Below are 14,826 nucleotides of genomic sequence, written 5' to 3'. Positions count from 1 at the left end.
CAGCCGATAAAAACAAATAAGCCGCCGGATTTCTCCGGCGGCTCTATTATTTTGGGAATGTTCGATCAGGCCGCGAGATCACGCAGCACATATTGCAGGATGCCACCATTCTTCATGTAATCGAGCTCATCGAGCGTATCGATGCGGCACCAGATCGGCACTTCCTTCACCGTACCGTCGGCATAGGTGACCTTGGCCACCGTCTTCTGGCGCGGCTTGATAGCGTTGAGACCGTCGATCTCGACCGTCTCGTCGCCCTTCAAACCCAGTGACTGCCAGCTCACGCCCTCATCCAGCACGAAGGGGATGACGCCCATGCCCACCAGATTGGAGCGGTGGATGCGCTCGAAGGACTGGGCGATGACCGCGCGGACGCCGAGCAGATTGGTGCCCTTGGCCGCCCAGTCGCGCGAGGAGCCGTTGCCGTACTCGATACCGGCGAAGATCACCAGCGGCACGCCTTCGGCCCGGTACTTCATGGCGGCGTCGTAGATCGGCATTTCCTCCTTGGAGGGGTAATGGATCGTGTAGCCGCCCTCGCGCCCGTTCTCGCCCAGCATCCAGTTGCGGATACGGATATTGGCGAAGGTGCCGCGCATCATGACTTCATGATTGCCGCGCCGCGTGCCGTACTGGTTAAAGTCGGCGACGCCGACGCCATGCTCCATGAGGTAGGAACCGGCCGGAGACTGCGCCTTGATGGAACCGGCGGGTGAGATGTGGTCCGTGGTGATCTTGTCACCGAAGAGGCCGAGGACGCGAGCGCCCTTGATATCCTCGATCTTGCCGGGCACCTTGCCCATGCCGACGAAGTAAGGCGGATTCTGCACATAGGTCGACTGGTCGTCCCAGGCATAGGTCTGGCCCGCAGGGACCTGCACCGCCTGCCAGTTCTCGTCGCCCTTGAAGACATCGGCATATTTTTCCGTGAAAATCTTGCGGGTGACGTTCTTGGCGATGAAGTCCTGGATCTCCTGGCTGGACGGCCAGATGTCCTTCAGGAACACCGGGTTGCCGTTCTGGTCTTCGCCGAGCGGCTCCTTGGTCAGATCCTTGGTCACCGTTCCGGCGAGCGCATGGGCGACGACCAGCGGCGGCGAGGCGAGGTAGTTCGCCTGCACATCCGGCGAGACGCGGCCTTCGAAATTGCGGTTGCCGGAGAGGACGGCGGCGGCGATCAGGCCCTTGTCGTTGATGGTCTTGGAGATCGGCGCGGGCAGCGGGCCGGAATTGCCGATGCAGGTGGTGCAGCCGAAACCGACGAGGTTGAAGCCCAGCGCGTCGAGGTCCTTCTGCAGCCCGGCGCTTTCGAGATAAGCGGCGACGACCTGCGAACCGGGAGCAAGCGAGGTCTTGACCCAAGGCTTGGTCTTCAAACCCTTGGCGACCGCATTGCGGGCGAGGAGACCCGCGGCGATCAGCACGCTCGGATTGGAGGTGTTGGTGCAAGAGGTGATGGCGGCGATGACGATGTCGCCATGGCCGAGATCGAAATCCTCGCCTTCGACAGAATAGCGCGTGGTCTGGCCGGTGGTCTTCTTATATTCCGTCTCCAGCGCCTTGGCGAAGCCGGAAGCGATCTCGGGCAGGGGGATGCGGCCTTCGGGCCGCTTCGGGCCGGCCATGGAGGGGACGACGTCGCCGAGGTCCAGTTCCAGCGTGTCGGTGAAAACCGGATCGAGCGAGCCCGATTCGCGCCACATGCCCTGCGCCTTCGTATATGCTTCGACGAGCTTGATGCGCTCTTCGTCGCGGCCAGACATATTCATGTAGTTGAGCGTTTCCTCGTCCACCGGGAAGAAGCCGCAAGTCGCGCCATATTCCGGCGCCATGTTGCCGATGGTGGCGCGGTCGGCGAGCGTCATATTATCGAGACCTTCGCCGAAGAATTCGACGAACTTGCCGACGACGCCCTTCTTGCGCAGCATCTGCGTGACGGTCAGCACGAGGTCGGTGGCGGTGACGCCCTCTTTCAGCTTGCCGGTCAGGCGGAAGCCGATGACTTCAGGCAAAAGCATGGAGACGGGCTGGCCAAGCATGGCCGCCTCGGCCTCGATGCCGCCGACGCCCCAGCCGAGCACGCCAAGGCCGTTGACCATGGTCGTGTGCGAATCGGTGCCGACGCAGGTGTCGGGGTAGGCGACGGTGACGCCGCCCTCTTCCTTCGTCCAGACGGCCTGCGCGAGATACTCAAGGTTCACCTGATGGCAGATGCCGGTGCCGGGCGGCACGACGCGGAAATTGCGGAACGCCTGTTGGCCCCATTTCAGGAAGCGATAGCGCTCGCCATTGCGCTGATATTCGAGATCGACATTGCGCTTGAAGGCCTGCGGGTTGCCGAACTCATCGACGATGACCGAATGGTCGATGACGAGATCGACGGGAACGAGCGGGTTGATCTTCTCCGGATCGCCACCCAGCGACACCATCGCATCACGCATGGCGGCGAGGTCGACCACGGCGGGCACGCCGGTAAAATCTTGCATCAGCACGCGCGCCGGACGATAGGCGATTTCCGCGCCGGCCTTGCCGCGGTCGGAAAGCCATTTGGCGATGTTCTCGATGTCGGACTTCTTGACGGAGCGGTCGTCCTCGAAGCGCAGCAGGTTCTCGAGCAGAACCTTCATCGAAAACGGAAGCCGGGAAATGCCTTCCAGACCGTTCTTTTCGGCCTCGGTCAGACTGTAATAGACATATTCCTTGTCCCCCACGGTGAGGGTTTTACGGCATTTGAAGCTGTCGATATGTGACACGAACATTCGTCCTTATGCTGTGGGCCGAAACCACGAGACGAACGCCTAATGCTCACGTTTCAAGGACGCGGCTCAAGGTGCGGGTGCAGTCATTTCCGCTGTCCGTCCCGCTGCCCGCTTCTCACGAAAAGCGAACATTTGAGATCGGCCAAAAATGGGTTCCCACACCGACCGCTGGTATGGTAGCCGCTATATAAAGAGTTTCCTAAAACTGTTCCAGACTGTTATTGCGCGAAATCAGCGATTGCGGCGAATTGTTGCGGCATATTTTCCGGCCATTATCTGGCTTATCCGGAGGGCAAATGCGGCTTGAAGCCCTGAAATTAAGCGCCGAGCGCAGCGGCGAGACGATCTTCGCCGATCTCGACTTTGTGATCGAAGCGGGCAGCGCGCTTGTCGTGACCGGGCCGAACGGTGCCGGAAAATCGACGCTCCTGCGAATCATCGCCGGGCTGCTCGCGCCTGCTGCGGGCAAGGTGCGGCTGGAGGGTGCGGATGGCTTTCCTGATTTGCAAACCGCCTGTCATTATCTCGGGCACAAGAATGCGATGAAGGATGCCCTGAGCGTGCGCGAAAATCTCGCCTTTTGGCAGGCGTTCCACGGCGAAGCGCGGCTCGATATCGACGCGGCGCTCGAGACGGTGGGACTGGATGGCACCGACCATCTGCCCTTCGGCTATCTCTCGACCGGGCAGAGGCGCCGCATTTCGATTGCCAAGCTGCTGGTGAGTTATCGTCCGGTCTGGCTGCTCGACGAGCCTACGGCGGGGCTGGACAAGATTTCGGAAGGACGGTTTGCGGGGCTCATGCGGGGGCATTTGGAGCAAGGGGGCATTATCGTTGCCGCGACGCATTTGCCGCTGGGGCTGGAGGGAGCGCGGGAGTTGAGGATGGGGGGATGGGGATGAGCGGCGCTTTCATATCCTCCGGCAGTCAAGCGTTCATTATTGGATGGACATCTCGGCGGGACAGCGCCCCCCTCTGTCCTGCCGGACATCTCCCCCGCAAGGGGAGAGATTACGCTCTCATTTCCACTTTCGCCAATCGCCGCTGTCGCAAATTGAGCGCCGTCATCGATGCCAGCCAATCTCCCCCCTCGCGGGGGAGATGTCCGGCAGGACAGAGGGGGGCGCCTCGCAATTCCGCTGAAACAAAGACTCGTCATCGCGCACGAGGAAGCATCCAATGACCGCCCTTTTCTTCCGCGATTTCCGGTTGGCTTTGCGCGCGGGCGGCGGGGCGCTGGTGGGCGTCCTGTTCTTTCTCGCCGTCATAACCGTCGTGCCATTCGGCGTCGGACCGGATCTCAACCTTCTCTCCCGCATCGGTCCGGCGATGCTCTGGGTCGGGGCACTGCTTGCCGCCCTGCTGGGGCTTGACCGGCTGTTCCAGGCGGACCGGGAGGACGGCTCGCTCGATCTCCTCGTCATGGCGGCTGATCGGCATATGCTTGGCGTCACCGTGCTCGTCAAATGCCTGGCGCACTGGACTGCGACCGTTCTGCCGCTCGTCATCGCCGCGCCACTGCTCGGCCTGTTCATGAACATGGCGCCCGAGGCCATCGGCGCGACCGCTCTAACCCTGCTTGTCGGCACCCCGGCCATCACGCTTATCGGCGCGGTGGGGGCGGCGCTGGCGGTGTCGCTGCCGCGCGGCGGACTGCTTGTCTCCGTGATCGTGCTCCCGCTCACGGTTCCGGTGCTGATTTTCGGCGTTTCCGCCGCCTATGGCGCGACGACCGAGGGTGCGCCATTTCTCGCGCCTTTCCTCATCCTCTCGGCAATTACGCTGGTCTTCGCGGTGATCGGCCCGGTGGCTGCGGCTGCGGCATTGAAACTCTCGACGGACTGACGAGATTTGGAATGGTTTTAATACAAGTCAATTGCCGGAATTGCCCGGTAGGGTTATGTAATTGGCCATGTCAGACACCGCTAGCCAGCCCTTGAGACTGCTCGACCTTGCCAACCCCACGCGCTTCCTGTCGCTGGCGGGAACGCTCCTGCCGTGGCTGGCAGGGCTCTCCGCGCTGGTGCTGGCGATCGGGCTTTATATGTCGGTCAATGCCCCCGACGATTACCAGCAAGGCATGACCGTCAAGATCATGTTCATCCATGTGCCGTTCGCCTGGCTTTCCATGATGTGCTACACACTGATGGCAGCCTCGAGCCTCGGCACGCTGGTGTGGCGGCATCCGCTCGCCGATGTCTCGGCCAAGGCGGCGGCGCCCATCGGCGCGGCGTTCACGGCGCTGGCGCTCATGACAGGCTCGCTCTGGGGCAAGCCGATGTGGGGGACATGGTGGGTGTGGGACGCGCGGCTCACCTCCGTCTTCGTGCTGTTCCTGATGTATCTCGGCATCATCGCGCTCTCGCGCGCGCTGGACGACCCGGCGAAATCGGCGCGGGCGGCGGCGGTGCTGACGCTTGTCGGCTTCATCAACATTCCCATCATCAAATTCTCCGTCGATTGGTGGAACACGCTGCACCAGCCCGCCTCGGTGTTCCGCGCCGGCGGCTCGACCATCGATCCGACGCTGCTCTGGCCGCTGATGGTGATGGCGGCGGGCTTCACGCTCCTCTTCTTCACGCTGCACATGATGGCGATGCGCAATGAAATCTGGCGCAGGCGCGTCATCGCCATGCGGCGGATGGCGGCGCGCAAGGCCGACCGGAACGAGGCCGCAGCCGCATGAGCCATCTCGCCTTTGTCCTCCTCTCCTATGGCATTTCGCTGGCGGTGCTTCTCGGCCTCGTCGCGTGGCTGCTCATCGACCAGCGCTCGCAGCGCTCGGAATTGAAACGGCTGGAAGCGCAAGGCATCCGCCGGCGCTCGCAGAAGGCGGTGGAGCCATGAGCGACAGCGCGGCATCCCCAGCCCCGCGCCGCCGCATCCTGCTGGCGCTGCTGCCGCTCGCCATCTTTCTGGCGCTGGCGGCGGTGTTTACCGTGCAGCTTCTGTCGGGAAAGGACGAAAGCGTCATCCCTTCCGTCCTGATCGGCAAGCCCGCACCTGACATGACGCTGCCGCCGCTGGAAGGCCTCGCAAAGGATGGCAAGCCGCTGGCGGGCCTCGATCCCGCATCCTTCGCCGGTCAAGTAACGCTGGTGAATGTCTGGGCGTCCTGGTGCGTGCCCTGCCGTGTCGAGCATCCGCTCCTCATGGCACTGGCAAAAGACAACCGCATCCGCCTCGTCGGCCTCAATTACAAGGACAAGCCGGAAAACGCCCGCAGTTTCCTGACTCAGCTCGGCAACCCGTTTTCAGCGGTGGGGACGGACACGACAGGCCGCGCCGCCATTGACTGGGGCGTCTATGGCGTGCCGGAAACCTTCCTCGTCGGGCGGGATGGGAAGATCGTTTACAAGCATGTCGGGCCGTTCGATCCGGCATCGATCCGCGACGAACTGATGCCGGTTATCGAGAAGGCGCTGGCAGGTTAAGGCACCTGCCGCACCGCCCCCTTCGCGGCACTCGTCGCCATCGCCGCATAAGCGCGCAGCGCCGTCGTCACCTTGCGCTTGCGCTCTTCGGCGGGCTTCCACGCCTTGTCGCCCTTGGCCTCCATCGCCTCGCGGCGGCGGGCGAGTTCGGCGTCGTCAACGGCGAGGTGGATCTTACGGTTGGGGATGTCGATCTCGATGATATCGCCTTCCTCGACAAGGCCGATCGTGCCGCCTTCCGCCGCTTCCGGCGAGACGTGGCCGATGGAGAGGCCGGAGGAGCCGCCGGAGAAGCGGCCGTCGGTGATGAGGGCGCAGGCTTTGCCGAGGCCTTTGGATTTCAGATAGCTCGTCGGGTAGAGCATTTCCTGCATGCCGGGGCCGCCGCGCGGGCCTTCATAGCGGATGAGGACGATATCACCCGGCACGATCTTGCCGTTGAGGATGCCGAGAACCGCCGAATCCTGGCTTTCGAAAATCCGGGCGGGACCGGAGAACTTCAGGATTGAATCGTCGACGCCCGCCGTCTTCACGATGCAGCCATCCTCGGCTAGATTGCCATAGAGCACGGCGAGGCCACCATCTTTCGAATAAGCATGCTCCAAATCGCGGATGACGCCCTTTTCGCGGTCGAGATCGACGCTGTCGAAACGGCGGTCCTGGCTGAAAGCCACTTGCGTCGGCACACCGCCGGGGGCGGCGCGGTAGAAATCATGGACCATCTGGTTCTGGGTGCGCTTCACGTCCCAGCGGTCGAGCGCGTCGCCAAGCGTCTTTGCATGGACGGAGCCGACGGAGGTGTCCAGCAGCCCGGCACGGTTGAGCTCGCCGAGAATGCCCATGATGCCGCCGGCGTGGTGGACATCCTCCATGTGGACATTGGCGACGGCGGGCGCGACCTTGCAGAGCACGGGGACGCGGCGCGACAGGCGGTCGATGTCAGACATGGTGAAATCGACCTCGCCCTCATGGGCGGCGGCGAGGAGATGCAGCACGGTGTTGGTGGAGCCGCCCATGGCGATGTCGAGCGTCATGGCGTTTTCAAAGGCGGCGAAAGTAGCGATGGAACGCGGCAGCACGCTTTCGTCGTCCTGCTCGTAATAGCGGCGGGCGAGATCGACGATCAGATGCCCCGCCTCGACGAAGAGGCGCTTGCGGTCGGCATGGGTGGCAAGCGTCGAGCCATTGCCGGGCAGCGACAGGCCCAGCGCCTCGGTCAGGCAGTTCATGGAGTTGGCGGTGAACATGCCGGAGCAGGAGCCGCAGGTGGGGCAGGCCGAGCGCTCGATCACCTTGACCTGCTCATCGGTATAGTGATCGTCGGCGGCGGCGATCATCGCATCGACGAGGTCGAGCTTCTTCACCTGGTCGTCCCAGACGACCTTGCCGGCCTCCATCGGGCCGCCCGAGACGAAGACCACGGGGATGTTGAGCCTCAGCGCCGCCATCAGCATGCCCGGCGTGATCTTGTCGCAATTGGAAATGCAGACCATGGCGTCGGCGCAATGCGCATTGACCATGTATTCAACCGAATCGGCAATGATCTCGCGCGATGGCAGCGAATAGAGCATGCCGTCATGGCCCATGGCGATGCCGTCATCGACCGCAATGGTGTTGAACTCCTTGGCGACGCCGCCGGCGCTCTCGATCTCGCGGGCGACGAGCTGGCCCAGATCCTTCAGATGCACATGGCCCGGCACGAACTGCGTGAACGAGTTCACCACCGCGATGATCGGCTTGCCGAAATCGGAATCCTTCATGCCGGTGGCGCGCCAAAGGCCGCGCGCGCCGGCCATATTACGGCCATGGGTGGTGGTACGTGAACGATAAGCGGGCATCCTGTGCAATCCTTGCCGGAAATTCTTTAGATTTGTCCTCTCATAGAGGGCAGCATCGCGCAACGCGTAAAATCGCCCCCTCTCGGACCTCTCCTAGCATATATGCAATATAAAGCAAAAAATCAGATGAATGACGAAATTAAATTTCGCGTGAGGGGGCACCCTCAAGCGCCCTGTCGATAAGCGCATTGGCGATCTTCATGCGGTCCGAAGCCCGCTCACGCAAGGCGGCGGCAACCCGGTCTGGGTGGTTCATCGCCGCAAAACGCCGCCGCACACGGGTCAGTTCAGCGGGTGACATTCCCGGCGAGAGCCGCAATTCACGGGCAATCTCATCGGGATCGATGCTGGGAAGCGGCGATTCAGGTTCCGGCTGGGAAGCGTTTTCATCGGCTTCGAGAAGAAAATTCGGTTGCCGATAACCCTCGCTGGCCGGAGCAAGATGGGTGAGCGCATCGAGAAAATCGAAGGAAAACGGACGCGGGTTTGCGGATGCAGCGGCAGGCTGGCGCTCCACCTCGGCCAGAATCGAGGCGAAGTCGATGCGGTTGTCCTGTCTCGTGTGCCTGCGCGCGTCCATTCCGCCCCATTGGCTCCTTGCGGTGAGAAGCCGAACCTACAGGCGGATTCCTTTCATTCCGGTTGCCATGTTTCCTCGAAGATCAGCTCCTCGAGCGGCAGGCGGTTGCGCCAGCCTTTCACCTCCAGCTCGGGGCGCTGATAGAGATGATCGACATAGCCCAGGCAGAGATATGCGATGATCTCGACATGCGCGGGGATGGAGAGCGCCTCATGCAGGGCGGCGTCATCGATGATGCTGACCCAGCCGACGCCGATTCCTTCCGCCCGCGCGGCGAGCCATAAATTCTGCACCGCGCAGACGGTGCTATAGAGGTCCATCTGCGGGTTATGGGTGCGGCCCAGCACCACCTTGCCGCCGCGCGTGCGGTCGCAGGTGATGCAGAGATTGACCGGTGCCTTGCGGATGCCTTCGAGCTTCAAGGAGCGGTAGAGAGTCTGCTTCTCGCGCGGAAACATCCCCGCCGCTTCCTCATTCGCCTTGGTGAACAGCGAATGGATATGGGCGCGACGGCTCTCATCGCGGATGACGATGAAGTTCCATGGCTGCATGAAGCCGACGGAGGGCGCATGATGCGCCGCGTCGAGCAGCCGTCTCACCACATCATCAGGAATGGGATCGGGCAAAAACTCGTCGCGCACGTCCCGGCGCGTGTAGATGGCCTTATAGAGCGCGGCGCGCTCCTCAGGCGAAAAGGTCGCAGCTTCGCCGAATGCTTCTTTGTCTGGCCTGTCCAGCATCGCACCGCTCCCATGACTTTTCATTAAGTTATAGCCGCAAGGGGAGAGTAACAAGAATTAGAATGCGGTGAATGTGAGCGTCGTCAAGGAACGGACGATTCCCGGTATATTCAGAATGTTCTGGTTGATGAACTTACCGATGTCCTGATCCTCCTCGATATAGATTTTCATCAGGAGGTCGAATTCCCCGCTGGTGGAATAAAGCTCGGAAACGATCTCACGCTCGAAGAGCGCGTCCGCGACCTCATAGGTCTTGCCGGGCGCGCACTGCAATTGCAGAAAAACCGGTTTCATGAACAGTCTCCTTTTCCAACTTAAGTATCACCTCTAGCGAAAATCGCGCTGCAGCAAAAGAGTTGTACGGCATACGCGGCTGCGATATGATAGAGGGGTTCGATAAGACCATCTGGGAGAGACCGGTAAAATCCGGCGCCGACGGAGCAACCGCCCCGGAAACTCTCAGGCAAAAGGACCAGAATGGTTGTGAACATCTGGAGAGAGGCGTCCGCCTGTTAAAAGCGAGACGTCCACCGAAGGAGAAAAGCCATCCGGCGGACCTTTGATCGGTCCGATGGAGCGCGGACTGGAACACAGGTGGCAAACATCTGGTCTCCGGCCCCGGCCAAAGCTCTCAGGTTCAGTGACAGATGGGGTTTCGTCGCTGCCCGAAATGGGCGGCAAGGCAGAAACCGGGTGTCGCAAGGACCTTAAAATGACCCGCATTGCCGTTATCGGAGCCGGAATCACCGGCATTACGACTGCTTATGCCCTCGTACGCCAAGGCTATGAGGTGACCGTCTTCGATCGCAACCGCTATGCGGCGATGGAGACCTCCTTTGCCAATGGCGGCCAGCTTTCGGCGTCAAACGCAGAGGTGTGGAACAGCTGGGCGACGGTCAAGAAGGGCATCAAATGGATGTTCCGCAAAGATGCGCCGCTGCTGATGAACCCCATGCCCTCCTGGCATAAATATTCCTGGATGGCGGAGTTCGTCGCGAACATCCCGAATTATGAGAAGAACACCATCGCCACCACCCGGCTCGCCATCGAAGCGCGCAAGCATATGTTCGAGATCGCGAAGGCGGAAGGCATCGATTTCGACCTGGAGCGGCGGGGCATTCTGCATATCTACCGCACTGCCAAGGGCTATGACCACGCGGCGCGCGTCAACAAACTGCTTGAGGCGGGCGGCCTGGAGCGCAATCCGGTTTCGGCTGCGGAAATCCGCAATATCGAGCCGGCCCTGACCGGCCCGCTCTATGGCGGTTTCTTCACCCCATCGGACTCTACCGGCGATATCCACAAATTCACCCGCGGCCTGGCCGATGCCTGCCTGAAGCGCGGCGTCACCATCATCTGCGATGCGGATGTGCGCCAGCTGTCCCATGCCGCTGACGGCGTCACCGTCGAGTGGGCCGAGATCACCCGCAAGGGCGACGATGTGAAGACCGAGAAGACGCGCTTTGACGGGCTGATCGTCTGCGCTGGCGTCGCCAGCCGCAAATTCGCCGCGCAGCTCGGCGACCGGGTCAATATCTACCCGGTGAAGGGCTATTCGATCACCATCAATCTCAATGACACGCAGAGCCAGCAAGCCGCGCCCTGGGTGAGCCTGCTCGATGATGACGCCAAGATCGTGACGAGCCGCCTCGGCGCCGGCCGCCTGCGCGTTGCCGGAACCGCTGAATACAACGGCGAGAACCGCGACATCCGCTACGACCGCATCAAGCCGCTCATCGATTGGAGCACCGAGCTTTTCCCCGACATGAACACGTCGAGCGTGGTGCCCTGGGCGGGCCTGCGTCCGATGATGCCGGACATGATGCCGCGCGTCGGACCGGGCAAGCATCCACGCGTCTTCTACAACACCGGCCATGGACATCTGGGCTGGACGCTTTCGACGGCGACGGCGGAGATGGTGGCGGGCCATGTAGCGACCGCGCTGCCAGCCGAAGGCAAGACCAGCCCGGCTTTCAGAATTGCGGCGGAATAGCCAGACATTCGATTGAGAGAAATGAAGCCGGGAGCATCACTCTCGGCTTTTGCTTTATCCGAGCGGGTACCCCGCCTCATCACCGCCTATTGACGCGCTATTGATTAGCCAAAACCTGAACGCCACATGTAATTTCGGTGGAAATCCGATCCGCGTATTCCACCAGCCTTAGAAATGAAAACTATTCGGCTTAGAAAATTCGTAGTGTCGGGTTTAGTTATCTTCCCGCGGCGCTTGTGCCGCTCTCCCGGGCATTCATGAAACGATGATATTCGTCGCCCCGATATTGCTGATTATTTTCAGCCTGGCGTTTTTTGGAATCTGGGCTGCCTGCCGGGTTGTCCTGCCGGAGCGCAAATATAATTTTCTCATCACTTATGGCGCGGCATTTCTCGCTTTCAGCCTGGGGATGCTCTCGCAATTCGCCCATTTTCCATCCGACTCGGGCCAGAACGCGGTGCTTTCCGGCTCGCTCTTCGTCGGCGGAGGTCTGCTCCTGGTCCACGGCATCCTGGCCAGATCGAACCGTACCCTGCCGCGGGGATTTTACGCGGCGACCTTTTTCACCATCCTGATACCGATCACCTATTTCTATGCAATAGACCGGAATCTGATTGCCCGGATCTATATTCTCCACTTCGGGATGGGCACAATTTTTCTTTTTCTCGCGGCACGGGCGGGATTTCTCCGGCAGGGTGCTGTCACGGACCGCCTGCTCTTCTGGCTGGTCCTGGTCATGGGCCTGCAATTCTTTATCAGCACATATCTGACGATCGGGTCAGTGACGGCAATCGCTCACCTTCCGCCGGCCGAGCGTCTGCAGGAACTATCCATGAGCAGCTTTTGGCATTGGACCAAAGGCTCCGTCACCATCGTGGGTGCGGCTTTCGCCCTCGGATTGATCACCATTTCCGGGGCCGACATCGTCATCGCTCTTCGCAGCGAGCGGGATACGGACCCACTCACCGGCGCGCTGAACCGCAGGGGACTGGACGCGCAGCTTCCGCAACTTCTCGCAAATTGCGGCCAGAGGGCGAGCGTCATCGTCTGCGATCTCGATTACTTCAAGAGCATCAACGACACCTATGGCCATGCAGCGGGCGATGCCGTGCTGATCCATTTCACCCGGATTCTAAAAAAATCGACCCGCGCCACCGATCTCGTCGCCCGGATCGGCGGCGAGGAGTTCGTTTTGGTTCTGGCGGGAATGGCGGTGGAAAACGCTTATCTTTTCGCCGAGCGCATCCGCAAGGCGGTGCAGAACCAGCATTTCGACAAGGTCGCCTCGACGCAGATCATCACCTGCAGTTTCGGCATCACCGGCTTGCGCGAAGACGAAGACTTATGGGCCGCGGTGAAGCGCGCCGACGGCATCCTCTACGCCGCCAAGAAGGCCGGACGGAACCGCACCTATGCGGAAGGCATCGCCGCCTGAGCCGAACCGAAGGCCGGCTCGAAAGACCTTTTACCCGACGACAATGGGCGCCTTGCCCGGCACGCGGTTATAGAGGTCGATGATATCCTGGTTCATCAGCCGCACGCAGCCGGAAGACATCGCCTGTCCGATGGACCACCATTCCGGCGAGCCATGGATGCGATAGCCGGTGTCGGCACCGTTCTTGAAAATATAGAGCGCGCGGGCGCCGAGCGGATTCTGCGGGCCCGGCTCCATACCGTTGCGATATTGCTCGAGCTCGGGCTTGCGCTGGATCATCTCCGGCGGCGGCGTCCAGCGCGGCCATTGCTTCTTATATTGCACATTGGCGCGGCCCGACCAGCGGAAGCCGTCCTTGCCAATGCCGACGCCGTAGCGGATGGCATCGCCGCCCGGCTGTACCAGATAGAGATAGCGGTCCTTCAGGCTAACCACGATGGTGCCGGGCGCTTCGCCCGTGGGATCGGGAACGATCTGGCGGCGGAACTGCTTCGGCACTTTCTCGTAGGGAATGGCCGGCAGGGAGTAAGGTCCCTCCTGCACCGCAGCATACATGACATCTGGCGTGGTGACCGCCTTGTCGACGCTGATCTGCGGGCGGATCGCCCCTGTGGGCATGGTGTCGAGATTGAGGCCCGACATGTCAAAAGTCTGGGAACATCCAGTCGCGCCAGTAAGCGCCACCGCCCCGGCCCCGAAGATGAATGCCCGGCGGTTCAGATAATCCGGTTCTCTCGACATGGATGCTACACGACCCCAAACACAACGAATAAGGCGACTTTGCCTCATTCGTGGTTGATGAAGCGTTAAGCAAGGCCCCATCGATAACCTCAACGTGACTTCCCCTTGATCGGCCGGTCGCGTAAAAGTAGAGGTCCCCTACAATTTGCGTAAGATGGTGAGAGCCGGAGAGAGCCTTGGAACCGATCGCCGACTATTATCCATGGGGCCGATATTTTTCTGTTCCATCCGCGCGCGATTGGAACCTCCTGCTGTTCGCAGGCCTCCTTTCCATCGCGGCGCAACTGTCCCCGGCTTATGCCGACGATGCGTATGCAGCGCCGCCTTTGTCCGCTACGCGCGGCGTAGTGGAGCTTTTTACCAGCCAGGGCTGCGTTTCCTGCCCTCCCGCCGATGCCACATTGAGCGAGCTCGCCAAGCGCACGGATCTCGTGACGCTCGCCTTCCACGTCGACTATTGGGATTATCTCGGCTGGCGCGACACGCTCGCCACCTCTGAGAACACGGCGCGGCAGAATGCCTATCGCAATGCGCTGAAAGCGCGAATGATCTATACCCCCCAAGTCATTCTCAACGGCCGCACCGAGCTCAACGGCAATGACGCGAAGAGCATAAAGGCAGGTATTGCAAGGCTGGCTGACGGTCCCGGCGGCCTCAGCGTACCTGTTTCGATCAGCAGGCAAGACGGCCAGCGCCTCGTCATCGAGGCAGGCGCGGGCAGGAAACCGGACACCCCTGTTCATCTTCTCGTGGCCTATTTTGATGACAAGATAACCGTCCCCATCGGCAAGGGCGACAACAGGGGACGCTCGGTCACCTACCGCAACGCGGTCCGCGATATCGAAACGATCGGCATGTGGGACGGTAAGCCGCTGCGCGTGGAAATCCCGGCTTCGGAGCTTTCGAAGAAGAAGGCCTCAGGCTGCGCCGTGCTGCTGCAGGAAGTCGGTTACGACAACCGCCTGGGCGGCATTCTGGGCGCCGCCATGCTCCGGCGCAGGCCTGACAAACTTTTCGAGTGATGGTTGATGCAAAAAAAGAGGCCGGCGCATTGCCAGCCTGAAGCTTTCGTGGCTGTTGCCGTTGCGGATGGTGAAAAGCTGAGTGGTTTTCACCATCCTGAATGCTGCTGGTTCGGTCCGGACAGCCCATTGGGCGGGGGGCTTGGGGTTGAGCGTGTCCAGACCGAACCGTCTCAGGCAACGAGAGGGATGTTGCTGGCATAATTGGGCTGCAATGCGAACGGCAAAAGGCGAAAATGTGGCGGGCCGTAACCTATGGCAACACGGTGTAGCGTTTCGTGAGA

Annotated in this window: 14 protein-coding genes and 1 riboswitch; of the genes, 8 read left to right on the top strand and 6 right to left on the bottom strand. The window is 61.2% G+C overall.

Annotated elements, in window-relative coordinates; genetic code table 11:
- Window positions 1-65 precede the first annotated feature (65 nt).
- Entirely contained in the window at window positions 66-2,753 is a 2,688-nt protein-coding gene (gene acnA, locus ACOWVG_RS04680; RefSeq protein WP_420960349.1) for an aconitate hydratase AcnA, read from the bottom strand.
- A gap of 302 nt (window positions 2,754-3,055) precedes the next feature.
- Between acnA and ccmA the strand changes: the two genes are divergently transcribed.
- The 5 genes from ccmA to ACOWVG_RS04655 all read left to right on the top strand — a co-directional run bounded on the left by ccmA (window position 3,056) and on the right by ACOWVG_RS04655 (window position 6,193).
- Window positions 3,056-3,661, top strand: coding sequence for a heme ABC exporter ATP-binding protein CcmA (gene ccmA, locus ACOWVG_RS04675; RefSeq protein ID WP_420960348.1), 606 nt, complete (start codon window positions 3,056-3,058; stop codon window positions 3,659-3,661).
- Window positions 3,662-3,938: 277 nt separating this feature from the next.
- Entirely contained in the window at window positions 3,939-4,604 is a 666-nt protein-coding gene (ccmB, locus tag ACOWVG_RS04670) for a heme exporter protein CcmB (RefSeq protein ID WP_420960347.1), read from the top strand.
- A 67-nt stretch (window positions 4,605-4,671) separates the two neighbouring features.
- Window positions 4,672-5,445 carry a heme ABC transporter permease gene (locus tag ACOWVG_RS04665; RefSeq protein ID WP_420960346.1) on the top strand — a complete coding sequence of 258 codons (774 nt, stop codon included), beginning with the start codon at window positions 4,672-4,674 and terminating at the stop codon, window positions 5,443-5,445.
- Window positions 5,442-5,606, top strand: coding sequence for a heme exporter protein CcmD (gene ccmD, locus ACOWVG_RS04660; protein ID WP_420960345.1), 165 nt, complete (start codon window positions 5,442-5,444; stop codon window positions 5,604-5,606). The genes ACOWVG_RS04665 and ccmD overlap by 4 nt, the downstream gene beginning before the upstream one ends.
- Complete coding sequence (locus ACOWVG_RS04655; protein WP_420960344.1) at window positions 5,603-6,193, top strand: DsbE family thiol:disulfide interchange protein; 591 nt, start codon at window positions 5,603-5,605, stop codon at window positions 6,191-6,193. The genes ccmD and ACOWVG_RS04655 overlap by 4 nt, the downstream gene beginning before the upstream one ends.
- On the opposite strand, the gene ilvD is transcribed toward ACOWVG_RS04655, so the two are convergent.
- From ilvD to ACOWVG_RS04635, 4 genes are all read right to left on the bottom strand, one after another.
- Window positions 6,190-8,031 carry a dihydroxy-acid dehydratase gene (ilvD, locus tag ACOWVG_RS04650; protein WP_420960343.1) on the bottom strand — a complete coding sequence of 614 codons (1,842 nt, stop codon included), beginning with the start codon at window positions 8,029-8,031 and terminating at the stop codon, window positions 6,190-6,192. The two genes, ACOWVG_RS04655 and ilvD, sit on opposite strands and share 4 nt — an antisense overlap.
- A 139-nt stretch (window positions 8,032-8,170) precedes the next feature.
- The gene (locus ACOWVG_RS04645; protein ID WP_420960342.1) at window positions 8,171-8,611 is read right to left on the bottom strand and encodes a hypothetical protein; all 441 of its coding nucleotides are present in this window, start codon (window positions 8,609-8,611) and stop codon (window positions 8,171-8,173) included.
- Between the two features lie 53 nt (window positions 8,612-8,664).
- Entirely contained in the window at window positions 8,665-9,351 is a 687-nt protein-coding gene (gene bluB / locus ACOWVG_RS04640) for a 5,6-dimethylbenzimidazole synthase (protein WP_420960341.1), read from the bottom strand.
- A gap of 57 nt (window positions 9,352-9,408) precedes the next feature.
- Window positions 9,409-9,645 (bottom strand): Lrp/AsnC ligand binding domain-containing protein, encoded by a 237-nt coding sequence (locus ACOWVG_RS04635; RefSeq protein ID WP_420960340.1) that lies wholly within the window; start codon window positions 9,643-9,645, stop codon window positions 9,409-9,411.
- 103 nt (window positions 9,646-9,748) lie between these two features.
- Window positions 9,749-9,836: riboswitch (glycine riboswitch) on the top strand.
- Window positions 9,837-10,063: 227 nt separating this feature from the next.
- Between ACOWVG_RS04635 and ACOWVG_RS04630 the strand changes: the two genes are divergently transcribed.
- Together ACOWVG_RS04630 and ACOWVG_RS04625 are read left to right on the top strand one after the other, a co-directional pair.
- Entirely contained in the window at window positions 10,064-11,344 is a 1,281-nt protein-coding gene (locus tag ACOWVG_RS04630; RefSeq protein ID WP_420960339.1) for a D-amino acid dehydrogenase, read from the top strand.
- Window positions 11,345-11,609: 265 nt separating this feature from the next.
- Window positions 11,610-12,779, top strand: a complete 1,170-nt coding sequence (locus ACOWVG_RS04625; RefSeq protein WP_420960337.1) for a diguanylate cyclase domain-containing protein — start codon at window positions 11,610-11,612, stop codon at window positions 12,777-12,779.
- Window positions 12,780-12,809: 30 nt separating this feature from the next.
- On the opposite strand, the gene ACOWVG_RS04620 is transcribed toward ACOWVG_RS04625, so the two are convergent.
- On the bottom strand, window positions 12,810-13,520 hold the full coding sequence (locus tag ACOWVG_RS04620) for a L,D-transpeptidase (protein ID WP_420960336.1): 711 nt from the start codon (window positions 13,518-13,520) through the stop codon (window positions 12,810-12,812).
- Between the two features lie 176 nt (window positions 13,521-13,696).
- On the opposite strand from ACOWVG_RS04620, the gene ACOWVG_RS04615 reads away from it, so the two are divergent.
- Complete coding sequence (locus ACOWVG_RS04615; protein WP_420960335.1) at window positions 13,697-14,542, top strand: DUF1223 domain-containing protein; 846 nt, start codon at window positions 13,697-13,699, stop codon at window positions 14,540-14,542.
- Window positions 14,543-14,826 lie beyond the last annotated feature (284 nt).

This window comes from Brucella sp. IR073 (assembly GCF_049065735.1).
GTDB lineage: Bacteria > Pseudomonadota > Alphaproteobacteria > Rhizobiales > Rhizobiaceae > Paramesorhizobium.
The sequence above is the reverse complement of the archived record's forward strand: the minus strand, read 5'-3'. Positions and strand labels throughout refer to the sequence as shown.

Excerpts from the sequence above, each read along its gene's own strand:
- ccmA (WP_420960348.1), top strand. The coding sequence starts at position 3,056 with ATGCGGCTTGAAGCCCTGAAATTAAGCGCCGAGCGCAGCGGCGAGACG.
- ccmD (WP_420960345.1), top strand. The coding sequence starts at position 5,442 with ATGAGCCATCTCGCCTTTGTCCTCCTCTCCTATGGCATTTCGCTGGCG.
- ilvD (WP_420960343.1), bottom strand. The coding sequence starts at position 8,031 with ATGCCCGCTTATCGTTCACGTACCACCACCCATGGCCGTAATATGGCC.
- ACOWVG_RS04625 (WP_420960337.1), top strand. The coding sequence starts at position 11,610 with ATGATATTCGTCGCCCCGATATTGCTGATTATTTTCAGCCTGGCGTTT.
- ACOWVG_RS04630 (WP_420960339.1), top strand. The coding sequence starts at position 10,064 with ATGACCCGCATTGCCGTTATCGGAGCCGGAATCACCGGCATTACGACT.
- ACOWVG_RS04635 (WP_420960340.1), bottom strand. The coding sequence starts at position 9,645 with ATGAAACCGGTTTTTCTGCAATTGCAGTGCGCGCCCGGCAAGACCTAT.
- ACOWVG_RS04655 (WP_420960344.1), top strand. The coding sequence starts at position 5,603 with ATGAGCGACAGCGCGGCATCCCCAGCCCCGCGCCGCCGCATCCTGCTG.
- ACOWVG_RS04620 (WP_420960336.1), bottom strand. The coding sequence starts at position 13,520 with ATGTCGAGAGAACCGGATTATCTGAACCGCCGGGCATTCATCTTCGGG.
- bluB (WP_420960341.1), bottom strand. The coding sequence starts at position 9,351 with ATGCTGGACAGGCCAGACAAAGAAGCATTCGGCGAAGCTGCGACCTTT.
- ACOWVG_RS04645 (WP_420960342.1), bottom strand. The coding sequence starts at position 8,611 with ATGGACGCGCGCAGGCACACGAGACAGGACAACCGCATCGACTTCGCC.
- ccmB (WP_420960347.1), top strand. The coding sequence starts at position 3,939 with ATGACCGCCCTTTTCTTCCGCGATTTCCGGTTGGCTTTGCGCGCGGGC.
- ACOWVG_RS04665 (WP_420960346.1), top strand. The coding sequence starts at position 4,672 with ATGTCAGACACCGCTAGCCAGCCCTTGAGACTGCTCGACCTTGCCAAC.